Origin of the sequence: Kribbella flavida DSM 17836, from assembly GCF_000024345.1 — a bacterium.
GTDB classification, from domain to species: Bacteria; Actinomycetota; Actinomycetes; order Propionibacteriales; family Kribbellaceae; genus Kribbella; species Kribbella flavida.
In genome coordinates this window covers 239,793-254,630 of sequence record NC_013729.1, presented here as the reverse complement: position 1 = coordinate 254,630, position 14,838 = coordinate 239,793, and the positions used below count along the sequence as shown (strand labels likewise).

Sequence of the window (14,838 nt, the reverse complement as noted above, 5' to 3'; positions counted from 1 at the left end):
CGTTGGCCGAGTTTCATGACAGGCTTTGGGGGTGGACAAGGAACGGTTCTGGGGGCTGGTGGAAGCGGCCCGGGAGCAGGTGGATGACACGGTCGTGGATCCGGACGGGGTCGCGGATGCGTTGACCAAGGCGCTGAGCGGGTTGCCGGCCGAGGAGATCGTCGGGTTCGGGGTGCGGTTCGAGTTGCTGCTGGGCGAGGCGTACCGGTGGGACCTGTGGGGTGCGGCCTACCTGATCAACGGTGGGCTGGGCGACGACGGGTTCGATTTCTTCCGCGGCTGGCTGGTGGCGCAGGGGCGGGAGATCTGGGAGGCGGCGCTGGCCGATCCGGACTCGCTGGCCGACGTGATCGACGAGGACCTGGACGACGGCTTCGAGGGCTTCGACGGCGAGGCGCTGCTGGCGGTCGGGGCCGAGGCGTACGCCACGGTGGCCGGGTCGGAGAAGGACTTCTGGTCCGCGGTCGACGCGGCCACGCCGGACGCGGCGGACGTGCCGGCCGGCGAGGACTTCGACTTCGACGACAAGGCGGAGATGCACGCCCGCTTCCCCCGGCTGGCGGCGCTCTACCTCGACGACTGAGCCACCAGCGCGCGGAAGTCGCCCAGGTCGCCGACGGTCTGCTCGAAGTGGTCCCGCCGGCGCGCGAGCTCGTAGTACCGCTCGCCGATCAGGTCGGGATCGCCGTCCGGGCTGCCCGGTACGACGCCGGTCGCGATCGTCAGCGTGCCGACGTACACGCCGCGAGCGCGGACCTCGGTCGCCAGCGCGCCGGCCCAGTTCTTCAGGGCCGCCATCGCTGGTCCGACGTTGCCGAGAAAGGGTGCGGGGACCGTCGACGAGACGCCGGTCGTCAGCAGGACGGCGCCGTCGCCGCGCGCCAGCATCCCGGGCAGCACCTCGCCGACCGCGGTGATCGCACCCAGCATGTGCAACTCGAACTGTTGCGTGGCCGACTCCACCGTCGTGCCCAGCGCGGTCGTGATCTCCCCGGTGGGACTGGGTCCGTACTCGAGCACGGTGATCGGCCCGAACGCCGCCGCGGCCTCCCGGAGCGCACTGCGCAACGCCTCCCGGTGGTGGATGTCGGCCGGGAAGGCCTCGGCCTGGATGCCGTCCGCCGCCAGCTTCTCCGCGAGCGAGATCAGGGTCGCGCGCGTCCGGCCGATCAGCGCGACCCGGTACCCGCGCCGCCCGAACGCCCGGGCGACGCCTGCCCCCAGGCCGGGTCCCGCTCCCACGATCGCCAGTGTCTTCGGCACGTCGTCCTCCATGGTTACTGTTTGTTCGTTGCCCCAAGCGTTGTGCCTGTGAACGTCGGCGGCAAGACGGCACATTTTTGTTCGTGACGCACCCGGAGGTCAGTTGTGGAGTCCGACGAGCAGCGGTGCCGGCAGGTGCTGAGCATCCTCGGCCTGATCGGCGACAAGTGGACGATCCTGGTCGTCGGGCAGCTCAGCGACCGCACGCTGCGCTTCGGTGAGCTGCACCGCGCTGTCACCGGCATCTCGCAGCGCATGCTCACGCTGACGTTGCGGCAACTGGAACGCGACGGCCTGATCACCCGGACGGCGTACCCGACCGTGCCGCCGCGGGTGGAGTACGCCCTGACCGACCTGGGCGAGGGGCTGCTCGACGCGGCACAGGCGATGAGCGCGTGGGCGACCGCCAACCGAGCCCGGATCATGGAGCACCGCGCCCGCTTCCAGGCAGGGTCAGCCGGGCTCGCCGCCGAGGCGCTCGATGAAGGTGCGCAGCGAGCGGCGCCAGTTCGCCTGACCGGCCTCCGGGTCGGCGGCGGCGAGGCTGACCAGGTGCTGGGTCATCTCGAAGCCCGCGACCGCCTCGCGCAGCGCGGTGAGGGTCTCGTCCGGGATCTCGTCGTCGACAGCGCCCTCGGTACGGCGTACGGCGTCTTCGGTGACCGAGTGGTTGGCCCAGCTCCCGAAGCCGGCGGGGACCAGCAGCTCGGGCACCAACGACTCGTGCGCCAACCCGGCGAGCTCCTTGTCGCCGTTGTCGATGCTGAAGATGGTGGTCCCCCGGCGGCGCACGTCGTCGATGCGCTCGAGCAGGGTGTCCGCGGGCCGGTCCTCGGCGACCACCAGCAGGGACTCGCCACGGCCGGACTCCCGCAGCCGGTCCAGACCGATCGCCAGGTGCGGCGGAGCACCGGGCGGCGGCGTCCAGCGGACCAGCGCCGGGCGGACGTCCTCCACGCCGGCGCGGTGCAGCTCGTCGTCCAGGTGCGCGGTCAGGTGCCACGGCTCGTCCTCGGGCGGGCCGAACAGGAGCAGACCGCCCCTACGCGTGGTGTACCGCCGCATGGAGTGAGCGAACGAGGTGGTCCGGCTGCCCAGCTCGGTGCCGGTCAGCATCTCGCGCAGCAGCGATGCCTTGGTGAGGTCCACTGCTCCAACCTGACACATCCACCCGGCCGCCGCGACCCGGCCGTGAGACGCGCGTCAGGTCCCGAGCCGGTCAGCCTTCGACTGCAGGTAGTCCCGCTCCGGCACCGACGTCGTCCGGCGGGCGGCCAGCAGATAGCTGGCCCGAGCACCGGCCAGGTCGCCGGACATCTCCAGCAGGTGCGCCCGGACCGCCTCCAGCCGGTGGTGGTCCTTCATCCGGCCGTCGGACTCCAGCGGCTCGAGCAGTGCGAGTCCTTCCTTCGGACCGGTCGCCATGGCCACCGCGACGGCGTGGTTGAGGCGGACCATCGGGTTGTCCGAGATCTGCTCCAGCACCTGGTACAGCGCGACGATCTGCGGCCAGTCGGTGTCCTCGGCCCGCTCAGCGGTCCCGTGCACGGCGGCGATGGCGGCCTGCACCTGGTACGGCCCCAGCTGCGTCCGTGACAACGCGTCCGTGACCAGCGCCTCGCCCTCGACGATGGCGTCCTTGTTCCACTTCGAGCGGTCCTGCTCGGCCAGCGGAACCAGCGCTCCGTCCGCATCCGTGCGGGCCGGCCGGCGAGCGTCGGTCAGCAGCATCAACGCCAGCAGCCCGGCCACCTCGCCGTCGTTGGGCAGCAGCCGCCGGACTCCGCGCACCAGCCGGATCGCCTCCGCGGTCAGCTCGGCACTGTGCAGGTTGTCGCCGGACGACGCCGTGTAGCCCTCGTTGAAGATCAGATACAGCACGTGCAGGACGGCACCCATCCGGGCGTCGCGCTCGGCCTCCGGCGGCATCTCGAACGACGACCCGGCCTGCTTGATGCTGCGCTTGGCCCGGCTGATCCGCTGGGCCATCGTTGCCTCAGGCACCAGGAAGGCGGCGGCGATCTGGGCCGTCGTGAGACCGCCGACCGCGCGCAGCGTCAGTGCGATCTGGGAGGCCGGCGACAGCGCCGGATGGCAGCACAGGAAGAGCAACGTCAGCGTGTCGTCCCGGCCGGCCAGGTCCTCGATATCTGGGCCGGGGGCAACGAACTCCTCGGGAGCGGACAGCGCGGCGGCGTTCTCCTCCCGCCGGCGCCGGGCCGTGTCGCTGCGCAGCAGGTCGGTCAGCCGTCGTGAGCCGACCCGGATCAGCCAGCCGCGCGGGTTGTCCGGCACGCCCTCGCGCGGCCACTGCTGGGCGGCGGCGAGCAGTGCCTCCTGAACCGCTTCCTCGGCCAGGTCGAAGTGCCCGTAGTGCCGTACCAGCGCACTGAGCACCTGCGGCGTCTGCTCCCGCAGCAGGAGCTCGAAGTCGCTCACATCTCCAGCCCGGAGGTGTCCATCACCGGCCGCACCTCCACCGCGACGTACTGGGCGTCCGGCATTCGCGCGGCGTACCCGATGGCCTGGTCGATGTCCTCGCACTCCACCAGGTAGAACCCGGCCAGGTGCTCCTTGGCCTCGGCGTACGGGCCGTCGGTGGTGGTGCGGGAGTTGTCGTCGCCGATCGAGACCGTGCGGGTGGTGATCGGGTCGGCCAGTCCGGCAGAGCTCACCAGCAGGCCCTGCTCGGTCAGTTCGGTGGCCAGCTCCTGGTGGGCGCGGGTGAGGTCGTCCCGCTGCTCGGCGGACAGGGACGCCCAGCTCTCCGGGTTGGAGTAGATCAGCAGCATGTACTTCACGGTCACCATCCTGACGGTCGTTAGGGCCCCTGTGACCCCCTCTCACCCGGTACGTCGAATCCGGACCCGCCGTTCTCGACACCCGGCGCGATGTCGAACCGGCCCACCCCGGCCTCGACGTCCCCGGCGAGCGGCGCCCGGCCTGGGCGCCCCGCCGTACTGGAGGACCCATGCAGAATCCACCTGATCCGAAGCGCTGGTTCGCCCTGGCCCTGCTCTGCGTCACCGGCTTCATGATCATCCTGGACGCGTCGATCGTGCTGGTGGCGGTGCCATCGATCGAGCGCGACCTCACCTTCTCCACCGGGGGCGTGCAGTGGGTGCCGAGTGGCTACGCCCTGATGTTCGGAGGCCTGCTGCTGCTCGGCGGTCGGGTGTCCGACCTGCTCGGCCGGCGACGGGTGTTCCTGGCCGGTCTGGTCGGGTTCGCCGCCTCGTCACTGCTCTGCGGCCTGGCCTGGAGCGGCGACGCGCTCGTGCTGGCACGCGGCCTGCAGGGCATCGCCGCCGCCGTGCTCGCGCCGAGCGCGCTGTCGATCGTCATGACCACCTTCGCTGGTGGCCCCGAACGCAACAAGGCGCTCGGCATCTGGGGTGCGACCAGCGGCGTCGGCGGTACGGCCGGATCGTTGATCGGCGGTCCGGTGACCGACGGCCTCGGCTGGCCGTGGATCTTCTACATCAACGTGCCGATCTGCGTGCTGGTCCTGGTCCTGGCGCCGCTCGTGCTGCAGGACAGCCGCGGCCCGGCCCAGCGCACCTTCGACATCGCCGGGGCGGTGACGGTGACCGCCGGACTCATCGTGCTCGTGTACGCCGTGATCGAGGCGCCCGGGTCGTCCGCCGGGCGCACCGCGGCGCTGGCCCTGCTCTCGGCGGCCCTGTTCGCGGCGTTCGTGCTGATCGAGCAGAGGTCGTCGGCGCCACTGGTCCCTCTGCGGCTGTTCCGGTCGCGGGCCCTGGTCGGCGGGAACCTGATCGGAATCGCCTTCGGCCTCGGCGTGTTCGGGCTGAACATCCTCTACACCCAGTACGCCCAGCTGGTCGCCGGGTACTCCGCGATCAAGTACGGCCTGGTGTCGTCGGTGCTAGCGGCCGCGGCGGTCGGTGGTTCGATGATCGGCCAGCACCTGGTCACCCGAGTGGGCGCTCGACCGGTCGCCGCCGTGTCACTGCTGCTGACTGGTGCGGGCGTGACCGTCATGAGCCGGCTGACGGTCGACACCGGGTACTTCGAACTGGCCTTCTGGGGTCTGACGATCTACGGCGCGGGCCTGGGCGCCGGGACGGTCGCCGGGTCGATCGCTGCGTTGGGTGAGGTGGCCGGAAACGACGCAGGAGTCGCCTCCGGGTTGCAGAACGCGTGCTTCCAGATCGGCGGCGCTGTGGGCATCGCGGTGATCTCGGCCGTGGCGGTGGCGAACACCAACGGGTCGACGCCGGCGGCACTGACGGCCGGCTACCGCGTGGGGTTCGCGGCCTGCTGGGCCTTTGTGGCGGTCGGCCTGGTCGGCGCAGCGCTGCTGGTCAGCCGCAAGAAGGCGCCGCAGCCCGTGGCCGCAGGACAAGGCGCCGCCTGACGACCGGCGGTCAGGGCGCGGCGAGCAGCGTCCCGCGCAGTTCGACGCGGTCGCCGACGATGCGGGAGACCTGGCCGGCGATTTCTTGGGCGCGCTCGTCGGAGGCGTCGACCATGAAGTAGCCGGCGATCTGTTCCTTCGCCTCGCCGAACGGCCCGTCGGTGACCACCCGGACGCCGTCGCGGACCTGGACCACCCGGCCCGAGCTGGGGTAGCTCAGACCTTCGGAGCTGACCAGCTCACCCGTGCCGGTCAGGTCGCGCTTGAGCTCGGTCAGCGCCCGGACGGCCGCGATGTCGTCGTCCGAGCCGGTCCAGGTGTCGTCGGTGGTGCCGTAGATCAGTACGAGGTACTTCATCTTCGGGATGCTAACCCCGGCCGCGGACAGAAACCGAGGCCGAACGCACGGGACCCCGCGAGCAGAACGCTCGCGGGGTCCGGTCGTGCAGCCGTTCCGCGGGCCTGACCGGCCCGGGAAACCACCGATCAGAACCAGTGACGCCGTCCCCCGACAGCGCGCCCGGTCGAACCGAGCAGGAACAGCACCGCTCCGACCACGAGCAGGACGATGCCGATCGTCCACAGGACCGGGATGTTCAGCAGGAATCCCAGCAGCAGCAGGATGAGTCCGAGGATGAGCATTGAAGTTCTCCTTCGTAGAAAACGCCGCCCAGGCGGGGGACGGCATCGACTCCAGTGCCCGCTGCGCGGAACCCCAATCTCCAACGCTCGTTTGATCGATCCGGCCTATGACTGCCGGTGAGGTCGTCGGCACGCACCGCTGCCCACGTCCGGAATGCAGCCCGCTGCCCGGACTTTCGACCCCCGGCACGTTCGTAATGCGTTAAAACTGCGGCCGAGTTGGCAGTGCGGCCGGGATGTGTGCTTGACTCCTCCGGTCGATAACGTTTTGGTCTCGGCAGAATGGGAATACCAGTGGCTGAAGGACGGCATAGGCAGGCGCGGCATCGTCAACCGCGCCGCAAGGTGATCGGCCCCGGCATCGTGAAGGTCGCGATTCCGGGAGCGACGGTGGCACTGCTGGCCACCGGCTCGGCGGTCGCTTTCCCCGAGCAGCAGCAGAACACCCCGACGTCGGAGGCACCACTCGCCAGCTCTCCCCTGCAGCTGGCGCGTGAGACCCAGACCAGCCGGGACGCGTACCGCCCGTCGCTGAACCTGAAGCCCAGCACGCCGCCGGCGGCCACGGCCAAGCCGAAGGCCCCGCCGGCCGCGAAGCACCTGAAGAAGCAGGCGCCGATCCCGACGCCGAACTCGGTGAAGACGCGCGCCGCGCAGGTCGCGAAGGCGCTGCCACCGAAGATCGTCGGCAGCAAGTTCACCACCACGGATCTGAACGTGTGGACCGCGCCCCAGCAGAAGGGCACCCTGCTGACCGTGCTCGCCAAGGGCACGAAGGTCTCGGTCACCGGCGAGGTCGACGGCCAGTGGGCCCAGATCGTGCGCAACGGCCTGGTCCGCTGGGTCAAGGCCGAGTACCTGGCCGCGACCAAGCCGGTCGAGAAGGTGGAGAAGGCCGAGGAGACCGAAGAGGCTGCCGACGGCGTCTCGTCCGCGGCCTGCAAGTCCGGCTCGGGCGTCGAGGACGGCCTGACCGCCGACGCGATCCGGGTCCACCGGGCCGTCTGCGCCGCGTTCCCGTCGGTCTCCTCGTACGGCGGCGTCCGCTCCGGCGACGGCGGTGCGCACGGCAGCGGCCGCGGGCTCGACATCATGGTCACCGGCTCGCTCGGCGACGAGATCGCGGCGTACGTGCGCTCGCACGCCAAGGAGCTCGGCGTCAGCGAGGTCATCTGGGAGCAGCGGATCTGGACCGTGCAGCGCGGCAGCGAAGGCTGGCGCGGCATGGAGGACCGGGGCGGCGCCACCGCGAACCACTTCGACCACGTTCACGTCTCCGTCTACGGCAACGCGGGCACGGTCTGACCGCGAAGCCGCCGGGGCGCTGAACCGCCTCGCGTCAGGGCCCGGACTCGCCGTGAGTCCGGGCCCTTCGCGTTGCCCCTCAGGGCGCGATGTTGGGGTTCAGGTGGAACAGGTTCTCCGGGTCGTAGGCCCGCTTGACCGCGCGCAGCCGGGCGTGGTCCGCCGGGGTGTACGCGGTCGCGGTGCTGGAGTGGTCAGCCAGGAAGTTGACGAAGGTGCGGCCGGTCCGGCGCAGCACCGGGGCCAGCTCGGCCACCTCCTGGTCGATGATGAGCGAGTACGGCGCGTCGCGGTGCGCGACCGGTCCCGCACCGGGACCCGGGTTCGCCATCGCGCCGGCCCAGTGCCGGATCTCGACGGTCGGAGCCGCGTCGCCGGTCAGCGCCGCGAGGCCGTCGAGCAGATCGTCCGGCAGGGCGTCGACCAGGTCGAGGTAGCGGGCCGGCGTACCGCCCATCGCCGCCTGCGCGAACGGCATGGTCGCCAGTTCGCCGTCGACGATCGGCCCGGCGACCGCGTACACGGGCTTGAGCAGGTGCTCGGCCAGCGCCGCCTCCCCGCAGTACATGACCTTGAGACCGACCACGCGGCGGCCGTCGGGGCGGCGGGTGAGCACGATCGCGGTGCTCAGCTCGTTCGGCACGGTGGCAGTCCAGTCGCGGTAGGTCTTGAGGATGCACGCGGCCTGGGCGGCGTCGAAGTAGACGATGCCGGCGTAGACCGACCGCACCGGGTACAGCCGAAACTCGAGCGACGTGACGATGCCGAAGTTGCCCGTGCCGCCGCGCAGCGCCCAGAACAGGTCGGGGTGCTCGTCCGCGCTCGTGGTGACGACCCGGCCGTCGGCGGTGACCACCTCGGCGCGGACCACGCTGTCGGCCGCGAAGCCGTACTTGCGGGCCAGCCAGCCGAGGCCGCCGCCGAGCGTGTAGCCGGTGACACCGACGTCCCGTGACGAGCCCGCGAGCGGCGCCAGCCCGAACTCGGCGGCCGCGTCGATCACCGCGCCCCAGCGAACGCCCGGGCCGGCCTTGGCGATCCGGCGCTCGGGATCGATCAGCAGTGACGTCATCGCGGAGGTCTTCAGCAGAATGCCGCCGTCGGCCGGCATCCGAGTCCCGTGCCCGGTGGCCTGCACCGCGATCGGCAGCCCGTGCTCGCGGGCCGTCCGCACCGCCGCCTGCACGTCGGTCCGGCCGAACGCCTCGGCGACCACCAAGGGCCGCGAGTCGAGCGTCGGCACCAACGCCTTGCGCTGCTCGTCGTACTGCGCGTCGCCCGGCCGGTGGATCGCCCCGCCGAACCCGTTGCCCAGCAGCCCCGCCACCACACCGACCCCGCTCGGGTGAATCACCTGCACGCTCATCGCCAACTCCGTTCTCCTGGTCTCACCCGTACGTCGAGCGGCCGGGCCGGGAATTGACACGCCGATCAAACTTTTGTCAGGAGGCTTGCCCGATGAGTCAGACCCACCACGTGACCTCCACCGGCGACACCGTCACGAAGACCTACACCGACCGCAGTCGCGGCGAGGATCAGCGCGAGTGGACCGCCCTGCGGGTGATCTCGACCGCCCGCCCGGGCTTGGTCCCCGTCCCCCTCCGGCTGACCGGCGCGACGCTGACCATGACCAGGCTCCCCGGCACGCCGCTCGCCGGCGAGCTCACCGCGCAGCAGCTCGACGGTCTCGAGACGGCTCTGCGCGATCTCTGGTCGATCCCGCCCGCCTCCTTGGCGCCCGTCGACCACCCGGCACTCGTCGCCCGCATCCGGGCGGACCTGCAGCACTCACCAACGGGTGAGACCACGGCGGCTGGAGCTGGCCCTCCGCCTGAGGCGAGCCGCGCGGGCGCGGTTGGTGAGTGCTGGAGATCTGGGCCGCGCCAAGACCTCCTGCGGGAAGCCCGCCAGGTCGCCTTGGACTGGCTGGACGGCGACGAGGCCGCGGAGTTGGCGCGGCCGGCGAACGCCGTGATCGGGCACGGGGACCCCAACCTCGCGAACTACCTGTGGGACGGCGTGCGGGTGCGAATCGTCGACTTCGAGGATGCGGGGCGCAGCGACCTCGCCTATGAGCTGGGCACCTTGGTCGAGCATCTCGCCTCGCGAGGGACCCGGTGGGACGGGTTCGCCGAGCGGTTCGGGGTGGATGCCGCGCGGTTCCGTGCAGCGCGGTGTCTGTGGGCGAGCTTCTGGCTGACGATGGTCGGCCCCGGCGGGCCGGCGGCCGAGCGCAACCCGCCCGGCACCGGCGTACGGCAGGCCGCGCGGGTGCTGGAGCTGATCAGGCCGGGAGGGGAAGCGACTCCAGGCGGGACAGGTCGGCGAGGATGTTGATCTCGACGATCCGGCCGTCGCGGATCTCGGGCGACATGACGCCGAGCAGCCGGCCGTCGACCACGGTGACGAGGCCCGGCGCTCCGTTGACCGTCGCCACCTGTGCGTGCGGCGACAACCTGCCGAAGAGCAGTGCCTGCTCGACAACCGTCTTCGCCCCACGAACCAGCCGCGAGGTCGCGAGCCCAGTTGCCGGCACAGCGCCGGCGTCGGCGCGCAGTACGACGTCCGGGTCGAGCACTGCCAGCAGACCGTCGAAGTCACCGCTGCGGGACGCCGCCAGGAACGCCTCGACGACCTCACGCTGCCGGCCGAGGTTTCCGTCGCTCGTGGGCGCGCCCTGGACCCGCCGCCGCGCCCGGCTGGCCAGTTGCCGAGTCGCTGCCGGGGTCTTGTCGACGATCGGCGCGATCTCGTCGAAGCTCACCCCGAACAGGTCGTGCAGCACGAACGCGAGCCGCTCCGCGGGCTTCAGCGTCTCCAGCACGACCAGCATGGCCAGCCCGACGGAGTCCGTCTGGACGGCTTCCTCCTCCGGGTCCAGCCGGCTCACCACCGGGTCAGGCACGTAGGTGTCGTACGGGTCCTCCCGCCGCGACTTCCGCGCGCGCAGCATGTCCAGGCACACCCGCGAGACGACCGTCGTCAGCCAGCCGCCGAGATTGGCGATCTCGCTGCTGTCGGAGCGGCTAAGTCGCAGCCATGCCTCCTGGACGGCGTCCTCGGCCTCACTCAGCGACCCGAGCATCCTGTACGCCACCGCACGCAGGTGACGGCGGTTCTGCTCGAACTGCCGGGCAAGGTCGTCCTGGTTCACTCTGGCATCTTCCCGTCGAACGGTGTCATCGCACTGACGGAGTCACCGTGACATCTGTGACACCGGAACCGATGATGGGGCGATGCTGGTCTTCGAGGACACCTTCGACCGTCCGGAGCTGGACACCTCGGTCTGGTCACCCCACTACCTGCCGCACTGGAGTTCCCGCGCGGCCACAGCAGCGCAGTACGAGTTGGACGGGTCCTGCCTGCGCCTGGTCATCCCCCCGGAGCAGGGCCTGTGGTGTGCTGACGACCATCAGCCGCCGCTGCGGGTGTCCGGCATCCAGTCCGGCAACTACTCGGGCCCGGTGGGCAGCACGGTCGGTCAGCAGCCGTACCGCGACGGCTTGGTCGTCCGCGAGGAGCAGGAAGCGTTCTGGGGCTGGACTCCGCAGTTCGGCCGCATTGAGCTGCATGCCCGGGCCGAGCTGTCGCCACGCTCGATGGTCTCGCTGTGGATGGTCGGACTGGAGGACCGTCCGGAGCGCTGCGCCGAGATCTGTGTGATGGAGGTCTTCGGCAAGGCGCTCGAACCAGGGTCGGCCGCGGTCGGCATGGGGCTGCACAGCTTCCGCGACCCCGCCGTACCGGAGGACTTCGAGGCCGTCCGGCTGCCGATCGATGTCGCGGAGTTCCACACCTACGCCGTCGACTGGACCGCCGAGCAGGTCAGCTTCTCCGTCGACGACGAGCCCGTACGCCGGTGCGCGCGTCCGCCGGCCTATCCGATGCAACTGATGCTCGCGGTCTTCGACTTCCCCGACTGGTCGACCGGTGCGGACGACCACCTCGTGCCCAGCTTCACGGTCGACCACATCCGCTGCTACCGCAGCTGACCTGCGGGTGGTGCACGCCCTAGCCTGAGCCGGTGGATGGGGATGCCTTCGGGCGGTTGGTCGGACCGTTGCGCGGTGAGCTGCACGCGCACTGCTACCGCATGCTCGGCTCCAGCCATGACGCCGAGGATGCGGTGCAGGAGACGTTGCTGCGGGCCTGGAACAACCTGGACCGCTTCGAGGACCGCGGCACACTGCGTCCCTGGCTCTACAAGATCGCGACGAACCGCTGCCTCACGCTGATTGAGCGGAGGGGTCGTCGGGAACTCCCGACCGACCTGTCTGCTCCACAGGCCGAGACAGCTTGGCTCGAGCCGTACCCGAACCACCAGCTTGCTTGGACTGATCGGCTGAGCCCGGAGGCCCGTGTCGTAGCGCTGGAGAGTGTGGAGCTCGCCTTCGTCGCGTCTCTGCAGCACCTGTCGCCGCTGCAACGCGCAGTGCTGCTGCTCCGCGACGTACTGGCGTTTGCCGCACGGGAGGTCGCTGAACAGCTCGACACCAGCGTCGCCGCGGTCAACAGCGCGCTGCAGCGAGCCCGCCGCGTCGTTGGCGAGGTTCCTAGTCAGCAGCGAACCCTCGCCGAGCTTGGCGAGGAGGCGCAGCGCGACCTGGCCCGCCGCTACCTGGCTGCCTGGGAGGCGCGGGACGTCGACGCGATCGTCGCGATGCTGACCGAGGACGCGAAGTACTCGATGCCGCCGCTGCCGCAGTGGTTCGCCGGCCGGGCCCGGATCCGCGGCTTCCTGGTGGACGGCCCGTTGCGGGAGCAGTGGCGGTTCCTGCCGACGCGGGCCAACGGGCAGCTGGCGTTCGGCACGTACCGGTGGCAGTCCGGCCGGTACGTCGCGTCCGGGCTGGACGTGGTGATGCTGCGCGGGGCGTCGATCGCGGAGGTGGTGTCGTTCCTGGAGGCGGACTTCGCGGCGTACGGGCTGCCGGCAGAGTTGTTCTAGCCGGGCGCGATGAGTTTCGGGTCCGGCCGGGGTTCCAGTTCCGACCATCACCGTCGAGAGGAACTGACATGGACGAGCAGGAGATCCGCACGCTGATCGAGCGATGGGCGGATGCGGTGCACACCGGCAACCTGGCCGGCGTACTGGCCGATCACTCCGCGGACGTGCTGATGTTCGACGTGCCCCCGCCGTACGAGGGACTGCGCGGGCTCGCGGCGTACGAGCGGACCTGGCCCGGGTTCTTCGAGTGGCAGGCGCAGGGCGCGACGTTCGAGATCGTGTCGCTGGACGTGACCGCGGGTGCGGACGTGGCGTTCGCCGTCGCCCTGCTGAAGTGCGGGATGCCGGACGAGACCGCCGAACGACGCCTCCGGCTGACGATCGGCCTGCGCAAGCTCGACGGCCGCTGGACGATCACGCACGAGCACCACTCGTTCCCGCTGGAGGAGATCCCCGCCCCGGTCGGCGAATCAGCGGTCCGCGAGCTGCTCGACGACTGGTCCGTCCAGACCGCCGGCAAGGACCTCGACGCGATGATGGCCGGCATCGCCCCCGACATCGTCTCCTACGAACACGCCGGCCCTCTCCAGTACGTCGGCCGCTCCGCCGTCCGCGAGGTCTGCCAGGCCGGCCTCGACACCTCCGGCAGCATCGAGCTCACCCAGTCCGACCTGACCGTGCTCGCCCGCAACGACCTCGCCGTTGCCTGGGGCATCGACCACGTCACCGTCGAATCCCCCGACGGCCCGACCGAGTCCCGGTCGAGAGCCACCCGTATCTTCCGCCACGGCCCCAACGGCTGGCAGCTCGTGCACCAGCACTTGTCCTTCCCCCGGTGACGCCGAGGCATGGCGGCCCGGGCACGACAAAGCTGCACCGTCCACGGATCGGTGCAGCTGCTGGGTCGGCCGGAGGCCTCATCGCCGGAGTGCGGCGGTGGTGTCGGTGGGGGTGCGTTACTTGCCCTGGCGGCGCATTTCCTCGTTGATGCGCAGGGCTTCGGCGAGTTGGTCTTCCAGGATGATGATGCGGCAGGCGGCCTCCAGGGCAGTGCCCTGGTCGACCAGTTCGCGGGCGCGGGCCGCGATGCGGAGCTGGTAGCGGGAGTAGCGGCGGTGGCCGCCCTCGCTGCGTTGCGGGGTGATCAGCTTCGCCTCGTCCAGGCTGCGCAGGAAGCCCGGGGTGGTGCCGAGCATCTCGGCGGCCCGGCCCATCGTGAAGGCGGGATAGTCGTCGTCGTCAAAGCTGGCCGGCCCGGGTTTCGGGTCAACGTTCATCGGTACCTCCGTGGACACATCTGGGGTCATCGCACCTCCACGCCGAAGGGCCCCGGTGCCGAAGCACCGGGGCCCAGGGGTTGGGATCAAACCATCTACCGGCCGTGAAGCCGGTCTTTCACATCCGCAGCGCGCCAGGTGAAGATCGGGGCTGCGGGGATCGCTGAATGCGTAACCGAAGACCACCTTCCCATCCGATGAGCTACGGCACCTGCCCGGCGAAGTACTGGCACTGGCAGGCGATCCGACGGCGTAATCCTTCCCTTCCTGTCGCTAACAACTTCCTACTGCAAACCACAACTGCAACGGGTACTGCTGACTACAGGTACTGCTTGGCAAGTACTGAACTACACCTTCAACTGCTGATGACTACAACTGCTACCAACTCACTTCAACAACTTCATCCGTCCGCGCCCGGAACCCTCTTCAACCACTGGCCCCAAGCGCTCTTCGCGGATCCTGGCAGAAACCCGAGCCCTTCTGGTGATCGGCCCGGCGGGATCCGCCGTCGTACCTTGCACAACCTGTGGACAGTCGTCCGCTGTCCGCCTCAGCTTCACTCTTGTTCTCTGTCGACAAGAAGAACACTACACACGCCGCCACCGAATGTCTAATCCCGTCACCGTAGATTTTGAGACAGCACCACCGGAGATTCAGCTGAGCGTGGATCAAGCCTGCACGAACCCGAGTTCGTTGCCGTCCGGGTCGCGGATGGTGAACTTGCGGGTCCCGTACGGCGTGTCGAACAGCGGCTCGAGCACGTCGGCGGTCTCCCCCACGCGAGCCCACCAGGCGTCGACGTCGTCGACCTGGAAGTTGAACCGCGCTCCCGTCGCCGGAACAGGCTCGTACTGCCCCACGGCGAACTGCACCGGCCCCAGCGTGAAATGCGCGTACGTCGGCTCCTCAGGCGGCCAGTGCCCGGCCGCCTCGACACCCAGCAGTCGCTCGTACCACTCGATCGCTTCGCCGAGATCGGTCACGTTGACTCTCACATGGGTCAGCCGGGGAGCGTCCATGCT

The 14,838-nt window shown here is 70.2% G+C and carries 18 protein-coding genes and 1 pseudogene; 8 read left to right on the top strand and 11 right to left on the bottom strand.

The genetic code is table 11. The features are described from left to right. Positions 1–31: 31 nt before the first annotated feature. Positions 32–583, top strand: a complete 552-nt coding sequence (locus KFLA_RS01240; protein WP_012917934.1) for a DUF4240 domain-containing protein — start codon at positions 32–34, stop codon at positions 581–583. Here the strand turns inward: KFLA_RS01240 and KFLA_RS01235 are convergent. Next, positions 568–1,263 (bottom strand): SDR family NAD(P)-dependent oxidoreductase, encoded by a 696-nt coding sequence (locus tag KFLA_RS01235; protein WP_012917933.1) that lies wholly within the window; start codon positions 1,261–1,263, stop codon positions 568–570. The two genes, KFLA_RS01240 and KFLA_RS01235, sit on opposite strands and share 16 nt — an antisense overlap. 99 nt (positions 1,264–1,362) lie before the next feature. Continuing rightward, positions 1,363–1,542: a hypothetical protein gene (locus KFLA_RS39250; RefSeq protein ID WP_272941282.1), complete on the bottom strand. Its 180-nt coding sequence runs from the start codon at positions 1,540–1,542 to the stop codon at positions 1,363–1,365. On the opposite strand from KFLA_RS39250, the pseudogene KFLA_RS39245 reads away from it, so the two are divergent. Beyond that, positions 1,471–1,620 (top strand): annotated as a pseudogene (locus KFLA_RS39245) (winged helix-turn-helix transcriptional regulator); the annotation flags it as partial. The gene KFLA_RS39250 and the pseudogene KFLA_RS39245 overlap by 72 nt on opposite strands. Before the next feature lie 96 nt (positions 1,621–1,716). Here the strand turns inward: KFLA_RS39245 and KFLA_RS01230 are convergent. From KFLA_RS01230 to KFLA_RS01220, 3 genes are read right to left on the bottom strand one after another with little or no spacing between them, the layout of a single operon-like run. Continuing rightward, positions 1,717–2,412 carry a hypothetical protein gene (locus KFLA_RS01230; RefSeq protein ID WP_012917932.1) on the bottom strand — a complete coding sequence of 232 codons (696 nt, stop codon included), beginning with the start codon at positions 2,410–2,412 and terminating at the stop codon, positions 1,717–1,719. Between the two features lie 54 nt (positions 2,413–2,466). After that, on the bottom strand, positions 2,467–3,702 hold the full coding sequence (locus KFLA_RS01225) for an RNA polymerase sigma factor (protein ID WP_012917931.1): 1,236 nt from the start codon (positions 3,700–3,702) through the stop codon (positions 2,467–2,469). Then, a complete protein-coding gene (locus KFLA_RS01220; RefSeq protein WP_237706834.1) occupies positions 3,699–4,055 on the bottom strand; it encodes a YciI family protein in 357 nt (118 codons plus the stop codon). The genes KFLA_RS01225 and KFLA_RS01220 overlap by 4 nt, the downstream gene beginning before the upstream one ends. Before the next feature lie 179 nt (positions 4,056–4,234). Here KFLA_RS01220 and KFLA_RS01215 point away from each other — a divergent pair, with 179 nt between their 5' ends. Next, positions 4,235–5,644, top strand: a complete 1,410-nt coding sequence (locus KFLA_RS01215; RefSeq protein WP_012917929.1) for an MFS transporter — start codon at positions 4,235–4,237, stop codon at positions 5,642–5,644. A gap of 10 nt (positions 5,645–5,654) precedes the next feature. Here the strand turns inward: KFLA_RS01215 and KFLA_RS01210 are convergent, their stop codons facing one another. Both KFLA_RS01210 and KFLA_RS38140 read right to left on the bottom strand, forming a co-directional pair. Further along, a complete protein-coding gene (locus tag KFLA_RS01210) occupies positions 5,655–6,002 on the bottom strand; it encodes a YciI family protein (RefSeq protein WP_012917928.1) in 348 nt (115 codons plus the stop codon). Positions 6,003–6,130: 128 nt separating this feature from the next. Next, the gene (locus KFLA_RS38140) at positions 6,131–6,286 is read right to left on the bottom strand and encodes a DUF6131 family protein (RefSeq protein WP_012917927.1); all 156 of its coding nucleotides are present in this window, start codon (positions 6,284–6,286) and stop codon (positions 6,131–6,133) included. A 294-nt stretch (positions 6,287–6,580) separates the two neighbouring features. Between KFLA_RS38140 and KFLA_RS01205 the strand changes: the two genes are divergently transcribed. Further along, entirely contained in the window at positions 6,581–7,591 is a 1,011-nt protein-coding gene (locus tag KFLA_RS01205) for an SH3 domain-containing protein (protein ID WP_237706682.1), read from the top strand. A 79-nt stretch (positions 7,592–7,670) separates the two neighbouring features. Here KFLA_RS01205 and KFLA_RS01200 read toward each other — a convergent pair whose 3' ends face one another. Further along, a complete protein-coding gene (locus KFLA_RS01200; RefSeq protein WP_012917925.1) occupies positions 7,671–8,957 on the bottom strand; it encodes an FAD-binding oxidoreductase in 1,287 nt (428 codons plus the stop codon). Between the two features lie 92 nt (positions 8,958–9,049). Here KFLA_RS01200 and KFLA_RS36340 point away from each other — a divergent pair, with 92 nt between their 5' ends. Next, the gene (locus tag KFLA_RS36340) at positions 9,050–9,928 is read left to right on the top strand and encodes an aminoglycoside phosphotransferase family protein (RefSeq protein WP_012917924.1); all 879 of its coding nucleotides are present in this window, start codon (positions 9,050–9,052) and stop codon (positions 9,926–9,928) included. On the opposite strand, the gene sigJ is transcribed toward KFLA_RS36340, so the two are convergent. Next, complete coding sequence (sigJ, locus tag KFLA_RS01190) at positions 9,876–10,745, bottom strand: RNA polymerase sigma factor SigJ (protein WP_012917923.1); 870 nt, start codon at positions 10,743–10,745, stop codon at positions 9,876–9,878. The genes KFLA_RS36340 and sigJ overlap by 53 nt on opposite strands. A gap of 82 nt (positions 10,746–10,827) precedes the next feature. On the opposite strand from sigJ, the gene KFLA_RS01185 reads away from it, so the two are divergent. The 3 genes from KFLA_RS01185 to KFLA_RS01175 all read left to right on the top strand — a co-directional run bounded on the left by KFLA_RS01185 (position 10,828) and on the right by KFLA_RS01175 (position 13,378). Continuing rightward, the gene (locus tag KFLA_RS01185) at positions 10,828–11,583 is read left to right on the top strand and encodes a glycoside hydrolase family 16 protein (protein WP_012917922.1); all 756 of its coding nucleotides are present in this window, start codon (positions 10,828–10,830) and stop codon (positions 11,581–11,583) included. A gap of 32 nt (positions 11,584–11,615) precedes the next feature. After that, complete coding sequence (locus tag KFLA_RS01180) at positions 11,616–12,539, top strand: sigma-70 family RNA polymerase sigma factor (RefSeq protein WP_012917921.1); 924 nt, start codon at positions 11,616–11,618, stop codon at positions 12,537–12,539. Positions 12,540–12,607: 68 nt separating this feature from the next. Continuing rightward, positions 12,608–13,378 carry a nuclear transport factor 2 family protein gene (locus KFLA_RS01175; RefSeq protein ID WP_012917920.1) on the top strand — a complete coding sequence of 257 codons (771 nt, stop codon included), beginning with the start codon at positions 12,608–12,610 and terminating at the stop codon, positions 13,376–13,378. 117 nt (positions 13,379–13,495) lie between these two features. Here KFLA_RS01175 and KFLA_RS01170 read toward each other — a convergent pair whose 3' ends face one another. Both KFLA_RS01170 and KFLA_RS01165 read right to left on the bottom strand, forming a co-directional pair. Beyond that, a complete protein-coding gene (locus tag KFLA_RS01170; protein ID WP_041289672.1) occupies positions 13,496–13,816 on the bottom strand; it encodes a MerR family transcriptional regulator in 321 nt (106 codons plus the stop codon). Between the two features lie 668 nt (positions 13,817–14,484). Next, positions 14,485–14,835, bottom strand: coding sequence for a VOC family protein (locus KFLA_RS01165; protein WP_012917918.1), 351 nt, complete (start codon positions 14,833–14,835; stop codon positions 14,485–14,487). Positions 14,836–14,838 lie beyond the last annotated feature (3 nt).

Coding starts and splice junctions, on each gene's coding strand:
- KFLA_RS01220 (WP_237706834.1), bottom strand. CDS start 4,055: ATGCTGCTGATCTACTCCAACCCGGAGAGCTGGGCGTCCCTGTCCGCC.
- KFLA_RS01215 (WP_012917929.1), top strand. CDS start 4,235: ATGCAGAATCCACCTGATCCGAAGCGCTGGTTCGCCCTGGCCCTGCTC.
- KFLA_RS01210 (WP_012917928.1), bottom strand. CDS start 6,002: ATGAAGTACCTCGTACTGATCTACGGCACCACCGACGACACCTGGACC.
- KFLA_RS38140 (WP_012917927.1), bottom strand. CDS start 6,286: ATGCTCATCCTCGGACTCATCCTGCTGCTGCTGGGATTCCTGCTGAAC.
- KFLA_RS01200 (WP_012917925.1), bottom strand. CDS start 8,957: ATGAGCGTGCAGGTGATTCACCCGAGCGGGGTCGGTGTGGTGGCGGGG.
- KFLA_RS36340 (WP_012917924.1), top strand. CDS start 9,050: ATGAGTCAGACCCACCACGTGACCTCCACCGGCGACACCGTCACGAAG.
- KFLA_RS01185 (WP_012917922.1), top strand. CDS start 10,828: ATGCTGGTCTTCGAGGACACCTTCGACCGTCCGGAGCTGGACACCTCG.
- KFLA_RS01175 (WP_012917920.1), top strand. CDS start 12,608: ATGGACGAGCAGGAGATCCGCACGCTGATCGAGCGATGGGCGGATGCG.
- KFLA_RS01170 (WP_041289672.1), bottom strand. CDS start 13,816: ATGAACGTTGACCCGAAACCCGGGCCGGCCAGCTTTGACGACGACGAC.
- KFLA_RS01165 (WP_012917918.1), bottom strand. CDS start 14,835: ATGGACGCTCCCCGGCTGACCCATGTGAGAGTCAACGTGACCGATCTC.